24 protein-coding genes are annotated in these 21,196 nt (G+C 47.5%); 16 read left to right on the top strand and 8 right to left on the bottom strand.

Features of this window, described 5'->3' with window-relative positions; translation table 11 throughout:
• Positions 1-18: 18 nt before the first annotated feature.
• A complete protein-coding gene (gene urtA, locus GN278_15455; GenBank protein ID XAT62037.1) occupies positions 19-1,296 on the bottom strand; it encodes an urea ABC transporter substrate-binding protein in 1,278 nt (425 codons plus the stop codon).
• A gap of 398 nt (positions 1,297-1,694) precedes the next feature.
• On the opposite strand from urtA, the gene GN278_15450 reads away from it, so the two are divergent.
• From GN278_15450 to ureG, 8 genes are read left to right on the top strand one after another with little or no spacing between them, the layout of a single operon-like run.
• Positions 1,695-2,519: an urease accessory protein UreD gene (locus tag GN278_15450; GenBank protein XAT62036.1), complete on the top strand. Its 825-nt coding sequence runs from the start codon at positions 1,695-1,697 to the stop codon at positions 2,517-2,519.
• Positions 2,520-2,822, top strand: a complete 303-nt coding sequence (locus tag GN278_15445; GenBank protein ID XAT62035.1) for an urease subunit gamma — start codon at positions 2,520-2,522, stop codon at positions 2,820-2,822.
• Positions 2,823-2,831: 9 nt separating this feature from the next.
• Entirely contained in the window at positions 2,832-3,002 is a 171-nt protein-coding gene (locus GN278_15440) for an LPXTG cell wall anchor domain-containing protein (protein XAT62034.1), read from the top strand.
• Positions 2,999-3,304 carry an urease subunit beta gene (locus tag GN278_15435; GenBank protein XAT62033.1) on the top strand — a complete coding sequence of 102 codons (306 nt, stop codon included), beginning with the start codon at positions 2,999-3,001 and terminating at the stop codon, positions 3,302-3,304. The genes GN278_15440 and GN278_15435 overlap by 4 nt, the downstream gene beginning before the upstream one ends.
• Before the next feature lie 3 nt (positions 3,305-3,307).
• Positions 3,308-5,017, top strand: coding sequence for an urease subunit alpha (gene ureC, locus GN278_15430; protein XAT62032.1), 1,710 nt, complete (start codon positions 3,308-3,310; stop codon positions 5,015-5,017).
• A gap of 8 nt (positions 5,018-5,025) precedes the next feature.
• On the top strand, positions 5,026-5,502 hold the full coding sequence (locus GN278_15425) for an urease accessory protein UreE (GenBank protein XAT62031.1): 477 nt from the start codon (positions 5,026-5,028) through the stop codon (positions 5,500-5,502).
• A gap of 7 nt (positions 5,503-5,509) precedes the next feature.
• Positions 5,510-6,157 carry an urease accessory protein UreF gene (locus GN278_15420; protein ID XAT62699.1) on the top strand — a complete coding sequence of 216 codons (648 nt, stop codon included), beginning with the start codon at positions 5,510-5,512 and terminating at the stop codon, positions 6,155-6,157.
• Positions 6,154-6,768, top strand: a complete 615-nt coding sequence (gene ureG, locus GN278_15415; protein XAT62030.1) for an urease accessory protein UreG — start codon at positions 6,154-6,156, stop codon at positions 6,766-6,768. Before GN278_15420 ends, ureG begins: the two co-directional genes overlap by 4 nt.
• Here the strand turns inward: ureG and GN278_15410 are convergent.
• From GN278_15410 to GN278_15400, 3 genes are all read right to left on the bottom strand, one after another.
• Positions 6,765-7,598: an SDR family oxidoreductase gene (locus GN278_15410; protein ID XAT62029.1), complete on the bottom strand. Its 834-nt coding sequence runs from the start codon at positions 7,596-7,598 to the stop codon at positions 6,765-6,767. The genes ureG and GN278_15410 overlap by 4 nt on opposite strands.
• 214 nt (positions 7,599-7,812) lie before the next feature.
• Positions 7,813-8,784 (bottom strand): alpha/beta fold hydrolase, encoded by a 972-nt coding sequence (locus GN278_15405; GenBank protein XAT62028.1) that lies wholly within the window; start codon positions 8,782-8,784, stop codon positions 7,813-7,815.
• Between the two features lie 355 nt (positions 8,785-9,139).
• Complete coding sequence (locus GN278_15400; GenBank protein ID XAT62027.1) at positions 9,140-10,093, bottom strand: isopenicillin N synthase family oxygenase; 954 nt, start codon at positions 10,091-10,093, stop codon at positions 9,140-9,142.
• 239 nt (positions 10,094-10,332) lie between these two features.
• Between GN278_15400 and GN278_15395 the strand changes: the two genes are divergently transcribed.
• Together GN278_15395 and GN278_15390 are read left to right on the top strand one after the other, a co-directional pair.
• Entirely contained in the window at positions 10,333-11,904 is a 1,572-nt protein-coding gene (locus tag GN278_15395; GenBank protein ID XAT62026.1) for a trimethylamine methyltransferase, read from the top strand.
• 366 nt (positions 11,905-12,270) lie between these two features.
• Positions 12,271-12,549, top strand: a complete 279-nt coding sequence (locus tag GN278_15390) for a hypothetical protein (GenBank protein ID XAT62698.1) — start codon at positions 12,271-12,273, stop codon at positions 12,547-12,549.
• A 95-nt stretch (positions 12,550-12,644) separates the two neighbouring features.
• Here GN278_15390 and GN278_15385 read toward each other — a convergent pair whose 3' ends face one another.
• On the bottom strand, positions 12,645-12,965 hold the full coding sequence (locus GN278_15385) for a hypothetical protein (protein XAT62025.1): 321 nt from the start codon (positions 12,963-12,965) through the stop codon (positions 12,645-12,647).
• 158 nt (positions 12,966-13,123) lie between these two features.
• On the opposite strand from GN278_15385, the gene GN278_15380 reads away from it, so the two are divergent.
• Positions 13,124-13,870, top strand: coding sequence for a DUF924 family protein (locus tag GN278_15380; protein ID XAT62024.1), 747 nt, complete (start codon positions 13,124-13,126; stop codon positions 13,868-13,870).
• A gap of 133 nt (positions 13,871-14,003) precedes the next feature.
• Here the strand turns inward: GN278_15380 and GN278_15375 are convergent, their stop codons facing one another.
• A complete protein-coding gene (locus GN278_15375) occupies positions 14,004-14,339 on the bottom strand; it encodes a hypothetical protein (protein ID XAT62023.1) in 336 nt (111 codons plus the stop codon).
• Between the two features lie 200 nt (positions 14,340-14,539).
• Here GN278_15375 and GN278_15370 point away from each other — a divergent pair, with 200 nt between their 5' ends.
• Entirely contained in the window at positions 14,540-14,923 is a 384-nt protein-coding gene (locus tag GN278_15370; GenBank protein XAT62022.1) for a glycine dehydrogenase, read from the top strand.
• 220 nt (positions 14,924-15,143) lie between these two features.
• Positions 15,144-15,542, top strand: a complete 399-nt coding sequence (locus tag GN278_15365; protein XAT62021.1) for a hypothetical protein — start codon at positions 15,144-15,146, stop codon at positions 15,540-15,542.
• Positions 15,543-16,035: 493 nt separating this feature from the next.
• Here GN278_15365 and GN278_15360 read toward each other — a convergent pair whose 3' ends face one another.
• A complete protein-coding gene (locus GN278_15360) occupies positions 16,036-17,574 on the bottom strand; it encodes a Rieske 2Fe-2S domain-containing protein (GenBank protein ID XAT62020.1) in 1,539 nt (512 codons plus the stop codon).
• Positions 17,575-17,976: 402 nt separating this feature from the next.
• Between GN278_15360 and GN278_15355 the strand changes: the two genes are divergently transcribed.
• Positions 17,977-18,258 (top strand): DUF4102 domain-containing protein, encoded by a 282-nt coding sequence (locus GN278_15355; GenBank protein ID XAT62697.1) that lies wholly within the window; start codon positions 17,977-17,979, stop codon positions 18,256-18,258.
• A 360-nt stretch (positions 18,259-18,618) separates the two neighbouring features.
• Here GN278_15355 and GN278_15350 read toward each other — a convergent pair whose 3' ends face one another.
• A complete protein-coding gene (locus GN278_15350) occupies positions 18,619-18,924 on the bottom strand; it encodes a hypothetical protein (protein XAT62019.1) in 306 nt (101 codons plus the stop codon).
• A 275-nt stretch (positions 18,925-19,199) separates the two neighbouring features.
• Between GN278_15350 and GN278_15345 the strand changes: the two genes are divergently transcribed.
• Together GN278_15345 and GN278_15340 are read left to right on the top strand one after the other, a co-directional pair.
• Positions 19,200-19,871 (top strand): FCD domain-containing protein, encoded by a 672-nt coding sequence (locus tag GN278_15345; GenBank protein XAT62018.1) that lies wholly within the window; start codon positions 19,200-19,202, stop codon positions 19,869-19,871.
• 223 nt (positions 19,872-20,094) lie between these two features.
• Positions 20,095-21,183, top strand: a complete 1,089-nt coding sequence (locus GN278_15340; protein XAT62017.1) for a substrate-binding domain-containing protein — start codon at positions 20,095-20,097, stop codon at positions 21,181-21,183.
• The last annotated feature ends 13 nt before the right edge of the window (positions 21,184-21,196 follow it).

The following is a 21,196-nucleotide window of genomic DNA, read 5'->3' as shown; positions in this document are numbered from 1 at the left end:
CAATTTTTTATTTAGATCTTAGTAGTTTGACTCGATCTGTACGCAGGTTTCGGTTTGCGTGTTGTACATCCCGCACCCTAACTCTTGCCAATCAGAGATCAGAACAGTGGATTCAGGCAGGAAATCTGTCCATGCATCGCCTGGCACTTCTTCTGTTTGGCTGATGATGTCAAATTGACCATCGGCCTGAATTTCGCCGATTAAAACTGGCTTTGATAAGTGGTGGTTTGGCAACATTACCGCTGTGCCGCCTGTTAGGTTCGGAAAGGTTTGACCGTACATTTTGGCCCGCACTGCATCCACATCAGCGCTGCCGGCTTCTTCGACGGCACTTACCCACATGTTAAAGCCGATATAGTGGGCTTCCATTGGATCGTTGGTGACGCGTTCGGCGCCCATCAGCTCTTTCCATGAGGCAACCCACTCTTCGTTGGCCGGAACATCGGCGGATTGGAAATAGTTCCAAGCTGCGAGGTGACCAACAAGGTTGCTTGTATCCAAACCGGACAACTCTTCTTCTCCGACGGAAAAGGCAACCACTGGGATGTCATCTGCCGAAATGCCTGCTGCGGCGAGTTCCTTGTAGAACCCTATGTTGGCATCCCCGTTGATGGTGGAAATAACACCGACTTTTTTACCGTCTGCGCCAAGCGCGACAACATCCGCCACAATCTTTGACCAATCTGAATGTCCAAACGGCGTATAATTCACAAAGATATCCGATGCTGGGATATCTTTTGAAATAAGGTAACTCTCGAGGATGTTATTTGTGGTGCGTGGATACACATAGTCGGTGCCCAAAAGTGCAAACTTTTCGACGCCCAGCTCGTCTAGGAAGTAATCGGTGGCAGGGATCGCTTGCTGATTTGGCGCCGCACCAGTGTAGAACACATTTTTCGAACTTTCTTCGCCCTCATATTGCACCGGATAGAAAAGAAGACCATTAAGCTCTTCGATCACGGGAAGCACTGACTTTCTTGATACGCTGGTCCAGTTTCCAAACATGACATCGACATCATGCACGGTGAGCAATTCACGCGCTTTTTCCGCAAACAGCGGCCAGTTTGATGCGGGGTCAACAACAACAGCTTCAAGCTGTTTGCCCAGAACACCACCTTTGGCGTTTTGTGCATCAATCAGCATGAGCATCGTGTCTTTCAAAGTTGTCTCTGAGATTGCCATTGTTCCTGAAAGCGAGTGAAGTACCCCGACTTTAATAGTATCAGCGGCAAAGGCTGACGGCACAGATGCGCCGAGTGCGATAACCCCGGCAAGGGTTGTGTTTAATAGTTTCATTTAGATCTCCTCGCAGGCGGTTGTCTATTGCGGCTTGAGATTTCAAAGGCCGCCAAGTAACATCACACCTGCAACACATGTTGCATTTCGTGTGGCGATCGGCGCGAGCTGCAATTCGGTCGGTCGTCACACACTCCTGCCAGCTTCAATTGCGTCATCAGCTGACAAGTGGAGAGGGGATGAGCGCTGCACAAAGCTCAAGGTTTAGGCATCATAAAAGTGGAGCCTGAGTGTTTATTGATTAAAAAATAGACGCTTCTAGGTCGCGCGATGAACAAATAGGCTACTTTGTGGTGTTTTGCGCACAATAGATGCAAAAACCTATTTTGTTTTGTGCGTTTGCTTCTTAACGTGAACCAAAATGAGGCAATATATCTAAACTGGAAAGTACTAATTGAATGCGAGATTTGGCAGACATGGCTTTGGAGCACCAACCAAGAGCGCTGGGCCAAATTAGCATCACCACCTCGGTGAAGCGAAAATCCAATCGACTTGACGATCTTTACCAAAAAGGCTGTCTAAAAGCACTATTTCCAGACCGAGATGACCATGTTGAAGCGGTTTTGATCAATACTTCGGGCGGGATCACAGGGGGGGACCGTTTAGAAGTAAAAGCGCGTGCGAAAAGCAACGCGCATATGGTTATAAGCACTCAGGCCTGCGAAAGGGTTTATCGCGCCCAGGCTGATAGCATCGGAAAGGTGAACACAGCGCTGACTGTTTCGGACGGGGCGATGCTGGCTTGGTTACCGCAAGAGACAATATTTTTTGATGGCGGCCAACTCGAGCGCACCCTCACCGTGAACTTGGAAAAATCTGCACGGGCATTGGTGATTGAGCCTGTCTTGTTCGGCCGTCTTGCCATGGGGGAAACCCAGTTAAATGGGCATTTTCGTGACCGGATTGATGTCAGCATTGATGGGGATTTGGTCTACCGCGACACAACGCTTCTTGCGGGTGATATTACCGCCAAACTGGCCCGTCCGGCAGTTGCAAGTGGAATGCAGGCTATGGCCACTTTGCTCTACCGGGCGCCAGACGCCGCTGGATATCAGGCGCAGCTCGCGGCCTATTTAAACCCAACATCCGGCTCTAGCCTGCTTTCAAAAGATTTTCTGGCGCTTCGCTTCTTGGCCTTAGATGGTCAGGAATTGCGCAAGATGATGCTTCCAATCCTAGACCTTTTCACCCGAAACACGCTTCCAAAGTGTTGGAGACTATAGATGCAATTAACCCCACGAGAAAAAGACAAATTGCTGATTGCAATGGCGGCCGAAGTGGCCCGCAAACGGCGCGAACGCGGCGTGAAATTGAACCATCCCGAAGCCATCGCACTCATTTGCGATGCGGTCGTTGAGGGCGCGCGCGATGGGCGCAGCGTTGCAGATATGATGCAATATGGCGCAACAGTGGTCAGCTATGAAGACTGTATGGAAGGGGTGCCTGAAATGATCCCCGAGGTCCAGGTCGAAGCAACCTTTCCCGATGGCACCAAACTGGTGACCGTTCACAATCCAATTCGCTAGGAGTTTAAAATGAAAAAAGCCCTTTTAGGCGTTGTTCTTGCCGCCGCTTCCCCCAGCTTTGCGCATCCGCAATTCACAGACCATGCCCATAGTGGATCAGATAGCTCTTGGATGATCTTTTTTGCAGCAGCGGTGATCGCTGCTGGTCTTTTTATATGGCGTCGAAAGGGGTCGCTATGAAGCCCGGCGAGGTTATTTGTGCACCGGGCGATATCGTTATGAACGATGGACGGCCCGAGATCGAATTAAGCGTTTCCAACACCGGCGACCGTCCGGTGCAAGTGGGCAGCCACTATCATTTTTTCGAAACCAATCCGGCACTCGATTTTGATCGCCAGGCCGCTTATGGGCGTCGCCTCAATATTGCAGCAGGCACGGCAGTGCGCTTTGAGCCGGGTCAAACGCGCAGTGTGACATTGATCGAAATCGCTGGAGAGCGGCGCATATACGGTTTCAACGCACAGGTTATGGGAGGGCTTTAGAAAATGGCTATCAAAATAAGCCGCTCTGATTATGCCAGCATGTTCGGCCCCACCACCGGTGATAAACTGCGGTTGGCAGATACCGAGATATATATCGAAGTTGAAAAAGACCTGACGACATATGGCGAAGAGGTCAAATTCGGCGGCGGTAAAGTTATTCGCGATGGGATGGGTCAATCCCAAGTGACCCGCGCAGAGGGGGCGGCCGATACCGTCATTACCAATGCGCTGATCTTGGATTACACGGGCATCTACAAGGCCGATGTGGCCCTGCGTGATGGTCGCATTGCAGCGATCGGTAAGGCCGGCAATCCAGATACCCAGCCGGGGGTCGATATTATCATTGGGCCGGGTACTGAAATTATCGCAGGTGAGGGAAAAATCCTAACTGCAGGCGGATTTGACAGCCATATCCATTTCATTTGCCCACAGCAAATAGACGATGCTCTGCATTCTGGTGTCACCACGATGCTGGGCGGCGGCACCGGGCCGGCGCATGGGACTTTGGCAACCACCTGCACGCCGGGGCCTTGGCATATCGCTCGCATGCTGCAAGCGGCCGATAGCTTGCCAATGAACTTGGCATTCGCTGGCAAAGGCAACGCCTCTTTGCCGGCGGCGCTTGAAGAGCAGGTTATCGCGGGCGCCTGTGCGCTCAAGCTGCATGAGGATTGGGGGACAACCCCTGCTGCGATTGACACCTGCCTTGGCGTTGCTGACGCAATGGATGTTCAAGTGATGATCCATACCGACACGCTGAACGAGTCCGGGTTTGTTGAACATACACTGGCGGCGATGAAAGGCCGGACAATCCACGCCTTTCATACCGAAGGGGCAGGAGGCGGGCACGCGCCGGATATTATCCGGATTTGCGGTGAAGACCATGTATTGCCGTCCTCGACCAACCCTACACGTCCATTTACAGTTAATACCATTGAAGAACATCTTGATATGTTGATGGTGTGCCATCATTTGGACAAATCCATTCCTGAGGATATTGCCTTTGCCGAAAGCCGCATTCGACGTGAAACAATTGCAGCCGAAGACATCCTGCATGATATGGGTGCCTTTAGCATTATCGCATCAGACAGTCAGGCCATGGGACGGGTGGGTGAAGTGATCACCCGCACATGGCAGACGGCTGATAAAATGAAGCGCCAACGCGGTGCGTTGGCCGAAGAAAGCGGCGACAACGATAATATGCGCGCGCGGCGTTATGTGGCTAAATACACCATTAATCCGGCCATCGCGCATGGCATTTCCCATGAAATCGGGTCTATCGAGGTGGGCAAGCGGGCCGATCTTGTGCTTTGGGCCCCGGCATTTTTCGGCGTCAAACCCGAGATGGTTGTGATGGGTGGCAGCATTGTCTGTGCCCAGATGGGCGATCCAAATGCGTCCATTCCAACCCCGCAGCCCGTTTATACCCGCCCGATGTTCGGCGCATTTGGGCGCGCATTGGAAAACAGTTCAGTTTCGTTTGTCTCGGATGCAGCCCAAAGTGCTAATGTGCGGCAAACCTATGGTCTGGCCAAGCAAACTGTTGCGGTTCAAAATACCCGAGGTATCGGCAAGTCAGACCTAAAGCTGAACACTGCCACACCGCAAATCGAGGTACACCCAGAAACCTATGAAGTGCGCGCCGATGGCGAATTGCTCACCTGCGAGCCGGCTGAAACTGTGCCAATGGCGCAGCGCTATTTTCTATATTAGGAGCTTTCATGCACCCGACAGCACAAACACTCCGCGATGTGCCCACATCTGAGCCGCCTGATTTCATCTGCGCGCTCAGCTATGAAGAACGGTTTTTGCGCCGCCGCAAGCTGGTCACGGACTGCGGCACGGAGTTCGTTGTTGATCTGCCAAAAACCACCGATCTGAAGCAGGGCGATCAACTCATGCTTTCGGATGGCCGTGTTGTTGAAATTCGCGCACGCGAAGAGCAACTAACAGCGATTAGGGGGGACAGCCTTGTGTCACTGGCCTGGCATATTGGAAACCGGCATACCCCCTGCCAGATCGAAAAAGACCGTCTGCTGATTTGTCACGACCATGTGATAGAGGATATGATCCGCCGCCTTGGTGGGCAGATCGAGCATGTAAGCGAGCCGTTTACCCCAGAGGGCGGTGCCTATGGCATGGGGCGAACCCACAGCCATGATCACGGTCACTCCCATCACCACCACAGCCATGACTGACGGCATTATGAGCACAAAACAACCTCTTCTGACTGCGCTTCAATGGCTGTCACCGGCCTTTCCCATTGGTAGTTTTGCCTATTCGCATGGGTTGGAATGGGCAATTGAGGCCGGCCACGTTAAAGACGAGCCGACTTTGCATAACTGGCTTCAGGATTTAATCGCTTTGGGATCAGGGCGCAGCGATGCAATTTTAGTGTCTTTGGCCCACTGCGCCGAAGATCGCGCCGCATTGAAGAGCTTGAACGATTTGGCGCTTGCCCTTGCGCCCTCATCTGAGCGCCGCACCGAGACAGTTCTGCAAGGCCAAGCCTTTTGCCAAACCCTTAGGGATGTTTGGGACTATGACATATCGGGCCTATGCTATCCGGTTGCGGTGGGATACGGAGCCTTTTGCGCAGGGCTTGATCGGGCGGATATTACGGCCGCCTACTTGCATGCTTATGTCGCTAATTTAATTTCGGCAGCTGTTCGCTTGGTCCCGCTTGGTCAAACCCAAGGGCAGCGTATACTGCTTGGCCTGATGCCGGATATTTTAGAGGTTGGCACAGCCGCGCTATCCGCCAGCGAAGAGGACCTGACCAGCGCCTGTTTTTTATCAGACGTTGCCTCCATGCGCCACGAAACACTGAAAACACGGATATTTAAAACATGACCCAAATGAACGGACCTTTGCGCATTGGAATTGGCGGTCCTGTTGGCGCCGGAAAAACGTCGTTGACAGCAGCCCTAGCACGCAGTTTGTCAAAGCGGTTCTCGATCGGTGTCATCACCAATGACATTTACACCCAAGAGGATGCAGAGGCGCTGATGCGGATGCAAATTTTGCCGCAAGACCGTGTGATCGGGGTGGAAACCGGCGGCTGTCCGCATACGGCCATTCGTGAGGATGCCTCAATCAATCTTGCTGCGGTGGCGGAAATGGAAAGCCGTCATCCGGGGATAGATATCGTCTTAATCGAAAGTGGCGGAGATAACCTGTCGGCCACCTTTAGTCCGGAACTTGCTGATTTAACCGTCTATGTGATTGATGTGGCTGCTGGCGAAGAAATACCGCGCAAAGGTGGGCCTGCGTTGACCAAATCGGACATTTTGGTGATCAACAAGACTGATCTTGCGCCCTATGTGGGCGCCGATTTAAAAGTTATGCAGCGCGATGCCTTGCAGCAAAGGCAACACAGGCCGTTTTTCTTTGCTCAAGTAAAACATGAAAAGGGTACGGCAGAGATTGAGACCTGCATATTAGAGATCGCAGGATTGCACTAGCTGCCATACTCGGACATCAACCCCGGCCGCACGCCAAGCCCCATTGAGGCATCAATCACCGCGCCATGAAGCACACCTGCCGCTGGGCCTGCCAGAAAATGCACAATGCCAGCAATCTCTTCCGGCTCGATCAACCGGCCTTTGGGCAAGCGTTGCAAAAAGTGCTCTTGTTCACTCGGGCTCATTTTTGACAAGGTGCTGGCTTGAAACATTGGCGTGTTTGTAGCCCCCGGGCAAATGGCAAAAATATCGACATTCAAATGCACTGCTTCAGCTGCTAACTGACGGGTTAGAAATGCAACTGCAGATTTGCTCATCCCGTCCGATAGTCGAAACCCCGGGAAGGCTGCGATGCCGCCGCCCACCGAGCTGATATTGATCAGCTTTTTATTGGGCGTATCTGGAAGCGCTAAAAACTTCTGGCTTATTTTCAAAGTGCCATCCGCGTTTATTTCCAACATGCGGCTGTCTTGTGTTTCTGCGTCGTCGGCCCATTTTGTGACCGTTGCAGATCCAACTGCGGCATTATTGACCAGTATATCTACGCGGCCATGTGACTTCACAACTGTATCGATGCATCGGTGAATTGACTCTGATTTGGATAAATCCAAAGGCTGGACAGTTACCCCCTGCAGCCCGTTGAAAGTGGCAAGTTCTAACTCGGGTTTATCAACGCCCTCGACGCATGTTGCAACGACTGTGGCGCCGTAGGCTGTTAGCCGTTCAACGCAGGAACGGCCAATACCGCTTGTGCCGCCCGTTACAAGCGCGATACGCCCGGTTAGATCAAAAGGGGCAAGTAGATCGGGCAAAGAAATCATAGCATCCATCAATCGTTTGTTAATACGGAACTAAATAGCTGTTCGTCCTTTGCCAAATATTGCCTAAGATTTACAGGCGATGAAAGACCTAATTGGAACAGTCTTTTCCCGGACAAAGTAAACTAGAATTTTTTTGGATTGGTCTACAGTTCTGCCTGAGCCTAACTTCATTCTAATTTATAGACGGAAAGAGCTGCCTTTGCGCTGGATTTTTACGCTGAGTCTATCGCATCGCTGTTGTGAACCGATTGGCTGCAATTTGCTCGCTGAACACCTGACCAGGAAAGCGTTCAAAGAACCCGTTGTGCCCGCCATAGCTTGTGAAAACCCTTTCAAATTGCGGCCCTTCGTCAAGCGCGCGCGCTGAATTGACAGAAACAATTGGATCGTCTTTGGCTGTGAGCAGTGTCACAGGAACATTGGCTTCGGCAAAATCGCCCTTTCGAATTTTATAGGCGGAAAAATACATTTCAGCTGATGAAAATTCGCTCCAGCGAAGGACGGAAAGTTTTGTCAGATCATGAAGTGTCTTTTGTTCCAGCAGGTCGTTTGCAGACCTGTATTCTGGAAATTGAGCTTGCTTTTGGCGATAGAGCTTATCGAATTTGCTCAAGAAATATCTGCGGATTAAGGGTGATCTGTCGATTAGGGTACATGTTTCCTCGGGTTCAATAACCGGGCTCACCGCGACCACATGACAGACTTGTGGGATGGGTGCTGTGGGCAGATTTCGCGCAATCCTCAGGGCGCAGTTGCCGCCCATCGAAAACCCTATCAGCCCAACAGGCAGAGAAGGATCGAGATTACAAATCTGCTCAACGGACCCGCACAGGAAAGTGTTCCGCGTGATTGGCACCATCTCTTTATTTAAAAGCGCGGCATCGCCATGGTCAGGTAAAGTAACCCGCGCGGTAGAGAACCCTTTGTCGAAAAAGTTTTTTGCTGCTGACAAAACATAGGTCGATTGTGGCCGGCCCATCCACCCATGAAACAGGACAATCATACCTTTTGCCTGAGGGTGCTTGTTGACATAACAGCTTGTTTTTAGCCCACCACCAACATCAAAAATATGCTTTTCAGATTGCGCATCAAAGCCGCGGCTAACGAAATTACGAAGCTTACTGCTGGCGAGTGCTGTTTGGATATTGGCAGAGCGCAACCAAATTGGAGGTAAAAAATCGGTCGGATCGTTCATGCTTTTACCCAAATTTACAAAGGCTCTCGACTGCACATCTCTGCCCTTTGCAGTTACAGCGAACTTTGCTTGTGAAGTTTAAATTCTTTTGCAACTAAACCGCCTTTCAGTTGGTAATGCTGAACGCTCTAAAATCCAATAGCTAATATGTTTTGATCTTTATCTCAATGATATCGGATTTCCAATCCTAGCTGCCAATGTATTTTTACGTCATTTTATGTTCTAGAAAGTGGCAAATTTATCGGGACTAGCTTTTAGCTTTTGCACCTAGTTAATGCCAAAATCACTTGAGCCCAGAATAGGGTGCAATAGTTGGGTGAATATATTTGCCGTTCACTTCCCGTCATAAGAAAGCTTAACCTTCTGAGTCTTTGTGTTTTTCATAAGAAGCACCAAGCTCATTGCGTAGGAAATCACCAAAGTTCACAGCTTTAAACTTTGGCGCGCCGGTTCCTTTTAACGGCGCCACATCAAGACTAACGTGTGGGTCATAAAAAAACGGACAGGAATACCGTTCGCGGCCTGAGCGATTGATGACCCGATGAGGCGTCGAGCGCAAAAGCCCGTTGGTCATCCGGTGAAGCATGTCACCGACATTGACCACGAAGCTGTTTTTCATTTTTGGCACGTCTAACCAGTGCCCGTCAGGTGATTGTACCTGCAGTCCACCTATATCATCTTGAACCAGAATTGTCAGACATCCGAAATCTGTGTGTGGCGCAGAGCCATATAGGTCTGCGGGGCTGCCCTTAGGCAAAGGTGGATAATGCAACAAGCGCAACCATGTTGTTGGCTCATCGAATTTTTCGATCACTGATAAATCTTTCACGCCTGCCGACAAAAGCGCAACGCGCATTAGTTTTTTGGCAAGACGCTCAAGTTCTGTATTGAATGCCTCTAGAACGGGGCGAAACCCTTCGAGGGCTGGCCACAGGTTTGGGCCAGAAAGATAAACGTCAGCCCGTTCTTCTTGGTCTTCGCGCATCATCATAAAGCTTGCGGATTGATTGGGTTTTTTGACCTCTGCCAGTTTAGAATTTACATCGGTAGAAGTATCGATTGCGATATAGCCTCGATGCTTATGGTCCAGTGCAATTTTCATCTTTTCTTGTAAAGGCATGGCATGAAATCGGCGTGATGCCTCAAAAACGCTGTCTACCAGAGCAGGATCAATACCGTGGTTTAAAATGTAGCCAAATCCCAAATGATGATAGGCATCATAGAATGAGGAAAAGAGCGCCGAGGAAGGGTTTTCCTGCCCGAGGGTGCTAACATCAATCACAGGGATCGAAGTGGTTTCATTTTTCATCACATATCTCGCTGATCAAGCTCTGCGGTATGCCTAAGTATACGCGTTATATATTTAATGAATAGCTGGTTTCATTTAGGGCAAGAGTTTTTTTGCTTATCCAATCCTGTTGTGTTTGTTTCAAAAACTGTTTGCAAGTAATTCAAAACCAACCTGCTGCTCAAAATATCATAATCTTGGCTTTCTTTTAGTTTTCCGTATATTCGGGTGATTGCAGTTTAGAGTTAGGATATTTGCGCATGGTCGATCCCACTTCAAAGCCCCGACGCCGTAATGGGCGAGGGCGCGCCGGCCGCATCGCTGCCCAGCAAGCCATGACCGGAAATGAAGCGGTGCGCGGTGGGCTTAGCGGTGGTCGCTACCGTCCTCTCTCAGAGCTTGATATGGAAAATATCAATCAGGCTGCATTGACCGTTTTGGAAAACACTGGCTTGGCTGATCATTCTCAGGAACTTCTAGATCTTGTCCTACCAAAGGGTGCGTTTTTAAACGCGCATAATCGGCTGTGTTTTCCGCGGGCTTTGATGGATGATATACTTGCGGGTGCTGCAAAGGAATTTTATGTCCATGCGCGAGGTGAACGGGCAGGCAAAGACGATATGCATTGCACTGCTGAAAGCGTCTATTTTGCCAATTCAGGCACAGCGGTCACAACATTTGACGCCAAAAACAAGTCCTACCGCCCGTCAGACTTGCGCGATATTTATGACTTCACCCGACTGGTTGACCGGTTGGAAAACATCCACATGCTGGGCGATACAGTTTTGGCCACCGATGTCGTAGATGATTTTGCGCATGACATGAACACGGTCTATGCGATCCTTGCAGGCAGTCAGAAACCAGCCTGCATAACCTTTCGCGATCGCAGCCACATTGCGCCTGCCATTCGGATGTTTGACCATGCATCGGGTGGTGAGGGCAGCTTTATGAAAAAGCCCTCGGTAATCTTTGGAGGATGCCCCATTGTCTCGCCGCTTCGGATTGGACGCGAGAATATGGAAATCATGATTGATACCGCCAAACTAGGTCTAACCGTTGATTTGGCAGTGCCGCCACAAGCCGGCGCGACCGCGCCTGCCACTTTGGCCGGCACACTGGTCCAAACCGTTGCGGAAACCTTGGCCTGTGTGGCCATTGTCAACCTAATCTCGCCGGGCTGCCCCATATGTTTTGCTGCTTGGCCCTTTATCACTGATCTGCGCAGCGGTTCTTTTACTGGCGGCGGCGGTGAACAGGCGCTTATTGGAGCGGCCGCGATTCAAATGGGCAATTACTATGGTCTTCCGACATCAGTAGGTGCTGGCATGACGGACGCAAAAATTCCCGATGCCCAATACGGGCTGGAAAAGGCGCTAACTTTTACGCTTGCTGCCCACGCTGGGGCAAACCGGCTCTGTGAATTTGGGGGCATGATCGGAAGTTTGATGGGCTGTAGTTTTGAAAGTATGGTGATCGACAATGAAGCCGGTGGAATGATTTTACGGTCCTTGCGTGGCATTGAAGTCAGTGATGAAACCATGGCCATTGATGTAATCCACCAATGCGCCATCGACCCGGGCCATTTTTTGGGCAATCCGCACACTTTGAACTACATGACAACCGAATTTGTCTATCCCCAGCTTTTGGACCGAGAGCGGTCTGATACTTGGGAAAAAGAGGGTAAGATCGACCTTTTAGAGCGTGCAAGCCAAAGCGCGGATGCAATCCTGAACTCTCATTTCCCAAATTATTTTGGCGCAGTTGATGCCAAGGTGCGTGAAGAGTTTCCAATTGCGCTATCGGCCGATGAAATGAAGGGACCCCGAGGTTAAAAATGTCTGTCCTGCAAGGCGGGAAATAGTCATCAAATGGACGGTTTTTCAAAAACTGGGACAAAGAAGTTTTCAGAGCAGTAGACCATCCAAAGTATATGTTCATCCAAGATTTTGAGGTGGTTATAATAGATGACCATGTCGAAACTATAGACGCACTTAAGCGTAACGGTTATGGCGTCGAAAAAGATGACTTGTAGTGGCGTGGTTTTCGTTAACCGGGTGCCTAAAAAATCAGCCGCATAATCACTGTTTTGCTGAAATTAAATGGATTGCCGCTAGGTAAATCTTTATTTTTGTAAACCACTCACTACGGTTTTTGAACGTATCATGTAAATTTATCAAAAAGGAAATCCTATGCCGAGCATGCTGGTAACCGTTAATATTTCAAAAGGATTTGCGACTTGGTCAGAAATGGCAAAGTCATTGCAAGACGAAGCTGGCGCAGAAGGCGCAAAAATTGTTTGGGCTGCGGCCAATCCAGATGAGACTGCTGTCTACGTTATGATGGATGTGCCAAATCCAGAATTTATGCAAACATTCGGCCTGCGCCCGGACGTTGTAAAAGCCCGTGAAGAAGCTGGTGCGGATGTTTCATCAACGACCGTTATAACACCTATTGGCGATTACTGGATGGGCGATTAACCACTCAATTTTTGTGCAAACCTAACTAAGTACCATCCACTCTTGCCCACATAGACAGCGCCGTCAGGCGCTGTGATGTGGCGCTTGTCATGCCGTTAGTCTTCGACCAGTGTGCGATGTGTGGTTAATCTCCAGGTTTGGCCTTCTTTGATAAAGTTTACGGCCGTTACCCTAAACGTTTTATCACCCTCAGTTACAATATGGTTGAATACTAAAACATCTTTGTTTTCCGCCACGAGAGTCGGTTGATTAAATTTCCAGTCGCCCTCTACTAAATCTTTGATTTCCGACAACCACTCTTCGCGATCCTGCATTCCATACTCTTTGAAAAACAAAAATTCTTCATGAACCCATTCCTGCATTTTTTCCATTGGCCCATTGTTCATAATGTCGACCACTAGATTAAACTTTTCCATGATAATCCTCATTTATTTGCGTCACAATAACGCAGCGCATAAATATTTCCAGCCGATATTTTGAGCGATTAATACTGGTCATACCTTTGAAAATTTGCTCTCAATAAGGTGTTGAAATATTTTATGTGCACCCGACACCTGTATCAGAGGAAAGCAGTATGACTGTTTCGTCACTTACCGCCGAAAACTTTCGCAATTTACCCGACGTGATCAAGGCTTTGACAGAGCCACGGCGCCCTAAAAGCGTCATAAATTATATGTGTGGCTGCGATACGTCTGATCCAGAAGTAAGGAGAGGGTTAAATACCGACGCTATTGTTGAGCCCTTATTAAAAATCTGGTTCTCAAGCGGCACGGCATTAGATGATTTATGCCAACCGTTTTGCCCTGTTGTGCGTGAGCTCAAAGCCGAACCACCTAGTTTGGTTGGCGGTGAATGGGACACATTTGAGGGCAAAGTCGCCAAGGTATTACTTGCAGATCAATTATCTCGCTCGTGTTTTAGGGGAACCCAGGAGGCTTTTTCATTCGATACAATAGGGCGCCAGTTGGTTAGAGAACTGGTCAGCCCAGATTTTATCGCAGAAACTCTCACTTTACCCGCTGCTATTTTGTATCTACTTCCTTGGGCCCTAGCCCACTCTGAGGATATTCGTGATCTGGAAAGTGCTTTCGAGGTGATCGATATGGCGATTACGGCCTATCCGAATTTCACCTTGTTTGAAGGCCGAAACAAGCAAGCAGTAGAGCAACACCGCCTAGTGTTGGCAAAATTTGGTCGCTACCCGCACAGAAATCTAGAATTTGGCAGAGACAGCACCGATGCAGAGAAAGCTTGGCTAAGTGATAAAGACCGGCTCCCGATGTGGGCTGGGGGGAACCTTTCATTTGACAAAACCATATAAAAATAAAGGCCTTATCTGTAGCTAACTTTTACAGCTTTATGTGGTGCAAGAATCTTACATTTGGAAAATTTCCACAACGCATAAAACAAACAAGTTGCGCTCACATTTCATTTGGGTTTTGAAATATGGATAATTATTCGCTCAAGGGTTTGAAGGGAGGATAAGCGATTTCTTCCCCAGTCAGTTTATAGGCAGAAACAAACCGATGGCTTTCATAGACAACCGTTTGAAGCGTCATATCAGAACCTAATTCTTTAAGCGCTTGATATATATCATCTTCGGTTTCGGCCTTCCAATGGCAAAAGAAAAAATCCTCTGTTCCCATCCATTGCTGCAAACATTTTGCATTTTTAAATGTGCCAATCCTTATAAATTCCTCGTCTGTTGACGGGCCGCTCTCTGGGGGGCTTTGCCATTCTCTCTTGGTCTCATTGTTGCTGTATGTGTGGATCGCTAGCCAATGCTTCATATTTCTCTCCAGTGATTTAAACCAGAATAACGCAGTGCAGAAATATTGGGAGCTTTTTTGCGTAAAACTGCGTTTCTAATTTACGAATTTGTAATAGTAGCCCCCAGTTCACAAAACCCATTCCCACTTACTAAGGGATTTATTTGCATTGACTCATTTGCTAGGCTAGCCGAGTAATTTTATTTTTACGGGGTAATTAGATGACTTTAGAAATGTCTTACTTAGCAATGTACGGCTTATTATTGGTACCGTTAATTCTAGTTCAAGTGTTAATAAGTGGGCGGCAGCACGGGCTATTGGCATTATTTGGAAATAGAGAAAACCTTATATCTACTGGTATTGCTGAGCGAGCAGAAAGAGCAGTCCAAAATTCTATTTTGGCAATGGCATTAATAGCACCATCCGTTTTGATGCTCGCACATGCTGATATATCATCGCCGAGTACCGTATTTGCAATTCAAGTCTTTCTTGCGGCTAGGATTGTATACGCTGCCTGCTTCATAATAGGTATAACTTACTTAAGAACAATTGCTTGGATCATTGGTTTTTTGGCGACAGCATACCTTTATTTGCCGCTCATGTGAGAAGCTGCACTTCGTTGAAGAAACTGCTCTTTGACCTGGCCCCCAAAACAGAGCCATTACTTGTCGAGCAAGGTTGTTCCAAAAAATAGCTCTTCCCAATACTGGTGGTTGATTAGCTATAATTGCCAAAATAATTTGAGGTACTGCCACCGGCCAGTTTTATATGTTAGTCTGATGAAGTTAAGAATTTGTCTGATTATGTTAAGAAATGGAGAAGCCTATGACGGGATTAAATACCAACACTGACCGGATGGTTTTAATTATTAATTGTAAAGTTAAAGACTCCGAGAGTTTTAAAAAGTGGTCTAGAGACCGTGCTTCAAAATATGTTTACGATCTTAAAGAAGAAAATAGTATTAGCTATGAGTGGCACATTTCAGATGATGGCACCGAAGCCACATTGATAGAGGCTTTTGTAGATAGCGATAGCATGATGGTCCGTCTTGGAAACCATGCGGCAAGCCCAATAGCAGGTGAAGTAATGGAGCAAGTCGAAATAACCGGTGTGCTATGTTTAGGAAATGCCAAGCAAAATGCTATTGATGCTCTGACGGCTTGGGGTGCAAAGTTTCACTCATATCACGCCGGCTATAATAGAGAGATTATCGGACCTCGTTAATTCACTGACTGAGCAATAAGTCTAGCAAAACAAGTGCGTATAGTGCGGCTTTTGCCGAAACCTCAAGCGGGACATAGATTCTTGCAAGCCCCTTCAGCAGTAAGGGGTGCATGGGGTTGATCTTTGGTTTTGGGTCGCTAGCTTAGCTTTGGTCTGGCGTTGGGTGGTTTCAGATGTTTGTAGTCGGCATTCGGGACTTGTGGTGTGGCTAGGGAAAGTTCTTGTTTGACCATCTCCCCTGCAAGGTCTCGACATCACCAAATATAATTCCCTTTCCCAGAATAACGCGAATTGGGAATACTGAGCGCCTTTTTTAAGAAAACCGCATGACCAGTATCCTTATTCAATTAAGGCCTCTCGTTTTTTGTTCCCCTAAAGTTTAAAGCTCCCAAGTAAGAATTTTACCAATAATAATGTTTCCCGCAAAGGAAACTTAATCTTACGAGGTTTTTTCCATCTTTATGAGATGGACAACCGGTCAAAAGTGAGCCTTCTAGTTTTCTTTCACCCAAATGTAATCTTCATCTTCGTGCACACTTATTATATTTAGTGGCTTACATTCCCCTACTTTTTTCTCAGGCCTTTCGCCAACCCATTTTCTAACTTCTCCAGACTTAAAACAAAACTCACTATTGTGATAGGGACACAAAATTGTATCGTCATCAGTGGTCTGGCCAACATCTAGGGGTAAGTTCATATGAGGGCAGAGATTTTCAATTGCAAAGATATCTCCTTGATTGATCAAAAGTATCTCTTTTTCGTTTAGATTGTATTTTTTCTTTTCGCCCAGCTTCAATTCATTACTTGGCAATGTTCTAAACCATGTCTCACCATCGATAATTTTTTCATTTTTAGTGATATTTAGTTTTAATGCTTCTTTTTTCACATCACTAATTTCATGAAGTGTTATTAAATTACTGGTTCCTCTCAGTTTTAATCTAAGATAATTTTTTACCGTAACATTATCTTTTACTTGTTCATAAACTGTTTCAGAAACGAGAAGTCGTGTACCAGCATCTTTGTTTATTGCTTCTATCCTGCTCGCACTGTTTACAGTATCGCCTATAACGGTCACTTTTTTGTCTTCGCCGAAACCAACTGAACCTGAAATTACTTCTCCAAAGTGAATTCCGACCCGTATATCGAAATCCCGACCATAGGCCGTTTTCAAATAGGACTTAAATTCATCCATTGCTTTAAGCATTTCTACACCAGCGCTCACAGCGCGTAGTGCTTGTTGTCGAGATTCCTTTAATCCGAAAATCGCTAATATTGCATCGCCAATATAATTATTAATTTCACCTTCATGTCTGATTATGACTTCTCGCATTATAGAAAAATAACGGTTTAAAATAAATATCACGTCATAAGCAGAGAGCGCCTCAGAAAATGGGGTAAACCCTTTTATGTCACAAAACAAAATTGTTAGATTTCTGAGAGTGCCAACAGACTCAATTCGTTGCTCAGAAACCTGATTATTTAGCTCTATATCTTTTTTATCTAAAAGCAGCCTTCTATACTTTACCTCTCCTTTCAACTTGGTTTGGCACCCTAGTCGAATATTTTCAGGTAATGATAATTTGTCAGCAAGTTTTTGTTCCAACTCATTTCTAGGATGGCAATTATCTAGTCCCTCAAGTATTTCTATGCGGCAGGTTGAGCATTTTCCTGTCCCCCCGCAAGCACTTAGGTGAGAGATATTATTTCGCAAAGAGGCAATTAAAATTGACTCATCTTCCATTATTTCGATGTTTAAGTTGTCTGGCTGGACATTCGCCGAAAAATTTTTATTGCCTAATTCAGGTAGATTTAAGCTGTTGTGGCTTCCGTCACAAAAAGGGCTGTTAGATGTCTTTTTACAGCCACACAGATAGACCGTTCCCGTTTTTTCTGCGGTTAATTTCTGGGGACTATAATCAGAGCCAGCATGGCTTCCATCACAGAAAGGTTGGTTCTCGCTCTTTCCACAGCTGCACCAAAAATAATTAGAGCCAAGTTTTACTTCAACTGGATAGGGTCTATTGCTGGTCATGATGTCTCGCTACGTCCACACATCTGAGAATATAACTTGTCACATGCAAAAGGATAGAGAAGTTTAACATTAATGAGTCAAACGGCCTTATAGCTATACCCTAAAGCTTGAAATATTGAACGCAAATGATGAGACGAGCTGAGCTTGGGTTTAAAAAAGCTGGGTAATCCTACACTTTATGAATTGTTAGGACTATTCCCTATAGACCAATGATCCATAAGAAAAATACAGCCCCAAAACAAAAGGTTCAGCGTGATTTTCGCTCAGCCTTTGATTTTAGTGGTGAGCCGTGCAGGATTCGAACCTGCGACCCACTGATTAAAAGTTAGCTGCTCTTTTTTTGCACTATGCTGGATCATATCCCATCATTAATGCATATATGCAGCGATTAAACAGTAATCTATTGCATCATACTGGGTCATAGATTGCTTGCAAGAATATGTATTTTGTTTCTCCAGCGTTTCCCTACTGACCAAAGAAGTCAACTTCACGGTTCCATGGTTGGATAAGCTTAAGATCCCCGCCCAGCGCGAAGACTATCGAGATAGATCCACCCGCGGTTTGCAGCTTCGTGTGTCTCCTACAGGCGTTAAGTCTTTTTCGTATGCCTTTCGTTTCAGGAACAAGATGGGGCGTGTCACATTTGGAAAGTATCCTGATCTAGAGCTTAATTTGGCGCGTTAAAAAACCGATGAGTTGCGCCGACTTGTTTCCATGGGGATCGACCCTCGTTCTGAAAAAAGAGATAAACTTGCTAAACAGCAAATGACTATTGAGCGTATGGTGTCAGAGTTTATCCATAGATATGCCAAACCCAAGAACTCGAGTTGGAAGCAAGCTGAAACAATATAAGGCTTTATATTGTGTCTGCGCTCGGAGGCCAGCTGCTTCATGATGTAAAGCATCCCGATATTCACTTGATCCTTGATGAGCCGATAGAGCGTGGAAAGCATACAGCAGCTAATAGAGCCTTAGTCCACATACGAAAATTCTTTGGCTGGTTAGTTGAAAGTGGATACCTTGAACATTCCCCCGCTGATCATATTAAACCGAGGCATCAAGAACAGGAGCGTGAACGAGTTCTAACAGATGCAGAGATGCAAGTGATTTGGAGCGTCGCAAGCTCAATGAGCAGGCCGTACAGCTCTTGGATAAAACTTTGCTTCCATCGATTAGGCGATTGCCATCTACATCATGCAAAATTAGTCCTTCAGCCTTTTCAAACGCGAGGGGTCTAGGCAGCATTCCTAACCTGAAATTACTGCTTACTTCACCGGCAAGATACTGTGGCGCATCGCCAATGAAATTGGCGGATTTATCAAAAGTAAGCTGATCCTTGAAAGTTCTCATAATTTATGTTATAAGTTATATGTTATATATAGAGGTGAAAGTTAACAGGGAAACACGCGCGTGGAGGATCAACACAGCAGTAGTGCCCCAACAGTTTGATTTCGATGGTTAAACCCTTGGAATAATCCACCGTTCTCAAAGGTGATAGATTTGGCTATCCGGGCTGTCTAGACGGTCTGTGGTAAGAAATCTACTGGCACAGTATAAGAATATATATTATTTGTTATATGTATTGGTGTTCAGTCGCCGATTTTTGATTATGAGGTCTCTCAGACATGCCGACGCTTAGTCCATCAAATTTTCAGACCCTAAGTGGACCAATCTATTTGGAGTTGCGAGAACAATTAATCACAGGAGTTTTTGAGCCGGGGCAAAGGCTAAAGTTGAATGAGTTGGCAGAGCAGACCGGAACCAGTGTTTCTCCTGTACGTGAAGCATTGATTCGATTAGTTGCCGAAGATTCCGTTGAAATGTCTTCCCTAAGAGCCTTTGCCGTTCCCAAACTGTCAACATCGAGGTTTGAACAGATTGTGGCTATGCGGCTGGCACTCGAAGGCCTGGCGGCTGAACGGGCAGCCGGTCAAGTCAGCCAAGCGGATCTTAAGAAGCTTTCGGGTCTTCATGATCAATTTATTGATGCGGAACAAGGCGGGCAAAGATCTAAGGCCCAGGCACTTAACCGCAGCTTCCATTTTTTGGTCTACGAATGCGCAAAGATGCCGATGTTGTTGTCCTCTATATCAATGTTATGGGCAATGATGGGGCCAATTCTTCGTGTGTACTATTCTCAAAGCATACCTGTTGAGATCGGAGCCCCTGATCATATAAAGCTGATAGAAGCGCTGCAGGACGGGAATGCCAAATACGCCGCCAAAGCAATTGCTGCCGACATAAAGCACGGTTGCAAATCGATTTCCGAGTACATTTCCGAACTGGAAAAAACCTAGCGGTGCCAATTCGATAATCGGTCGAAGACCCTTGTAATCCTTAGTTGCTTGTCGTTTGCGGTGCACCTGCTGTTTTCTGGCACGGCAAGAGACTTAGGCCGACTCACCACACTACTGGCTACACGAGATGATACACGGTTGACTCCTGACCCGATTAGTAATAACATATAAGTTATAAGTTAAATATCAGTTACATAGAAAAACGATTCACTAGGAGGACTAAATGAAACATAAACTTCTGACGGCCAGCCGTCGCGACTTTCTGAAAATCGGTGGCAGCGCGGTTGCTGCTGCATCGCTGGGCATGCCGGCCTTGGCTACAGGAAAAACAGGGCGAATTGGTTTTGCCATGTCCACATTTTCTGTCCCTCGCTTCAAACACCTTGACCTTCCGTACTTCAAGGAAGCGGTGAGCGCTGCCGGTTTTGAGACTGTAGCAGTTCAGGCCAATTTTGACGCCAACCAGCAGTTGAATGATGTTAACAATCTGCTGGCACAGGGCATCGATGCACTCGCCATTATTGCGGTGAATGCTGGAGCGGGTAAAAACATGGTGCGCAAGGCGGTCAGCGAAGGCGTGCCCGTTGTTGCTTATAATAACGCCATACCAAGTCCAGATCTTTCAGCGTTTGTCTCGCGCGACAATCGCGGCGTCGGCGCATCAGCCGCAAAAGGCGCGGATGCAGCCGTCGGGCTCGAAGGAAACTGGGTGATCGCCTCCGGCCAGGCAGGAGATGCCGTCGCGGATGAAATGACGGCTGGATATTATGATGTACTACAGCCGCTAATCGACTCTGGTAAGGTCAAAGTTGTCAGTCACGAGTTCCATGACGGCTGGGATCCAGAAAGTGCACGAAAGCAGGCCGAAAACGCATTGTCTGCAAACAACGACGATATTCGCGGGTTCCTTTGCAACGACGACGGCACAGCAGGCGGTTGTATTGCTGCGCTTGAGCAAGCCGGTCTCGCTGGAAAGGCCTTTGTATCAGGTCAGGATGCGACGACCGTGGCTTGCCGCCTGATCGCCGAAGGGAAAATGACATTCTCTACATTCACTCGATTTGATGTGATGGGTCGAACAGCTGGCGAGTTATGTGCCAAGCTGGCAAAGGGAGAGGCTATCAACCCGCCAATGACATACACCGCTGGCGACGTGACCGTCCCGCTCTCGCCAATTGAGGCCTTCCACGTCTCACGCGATAATCTGGTTGAATACCTGGATCAGTATAGCCCCGCCTATGTGGACGCTAAGACGATCTTCAAAGGCCTTCCCGCAGACAGCTTGCCTGCCGGTGCCGAGAAGTTCCTCTAGTAATTGCAAATAG

The sequence above is a fragment of the Rhodobacteraceae bacterium Araon29 genome, from assembly GCA_039640505.1.
Classification (GTDB): domain Bacteria; phylum Pseudomonadota; class Alphaproteobacteria; order Rhodobacterales; family Rhodobacteraceae; genus CABZJG01.
Note: the sequence above shows the minus strand (reverse complement) of the source record. Positions and strands in the feature narration are given on the sequence as shown.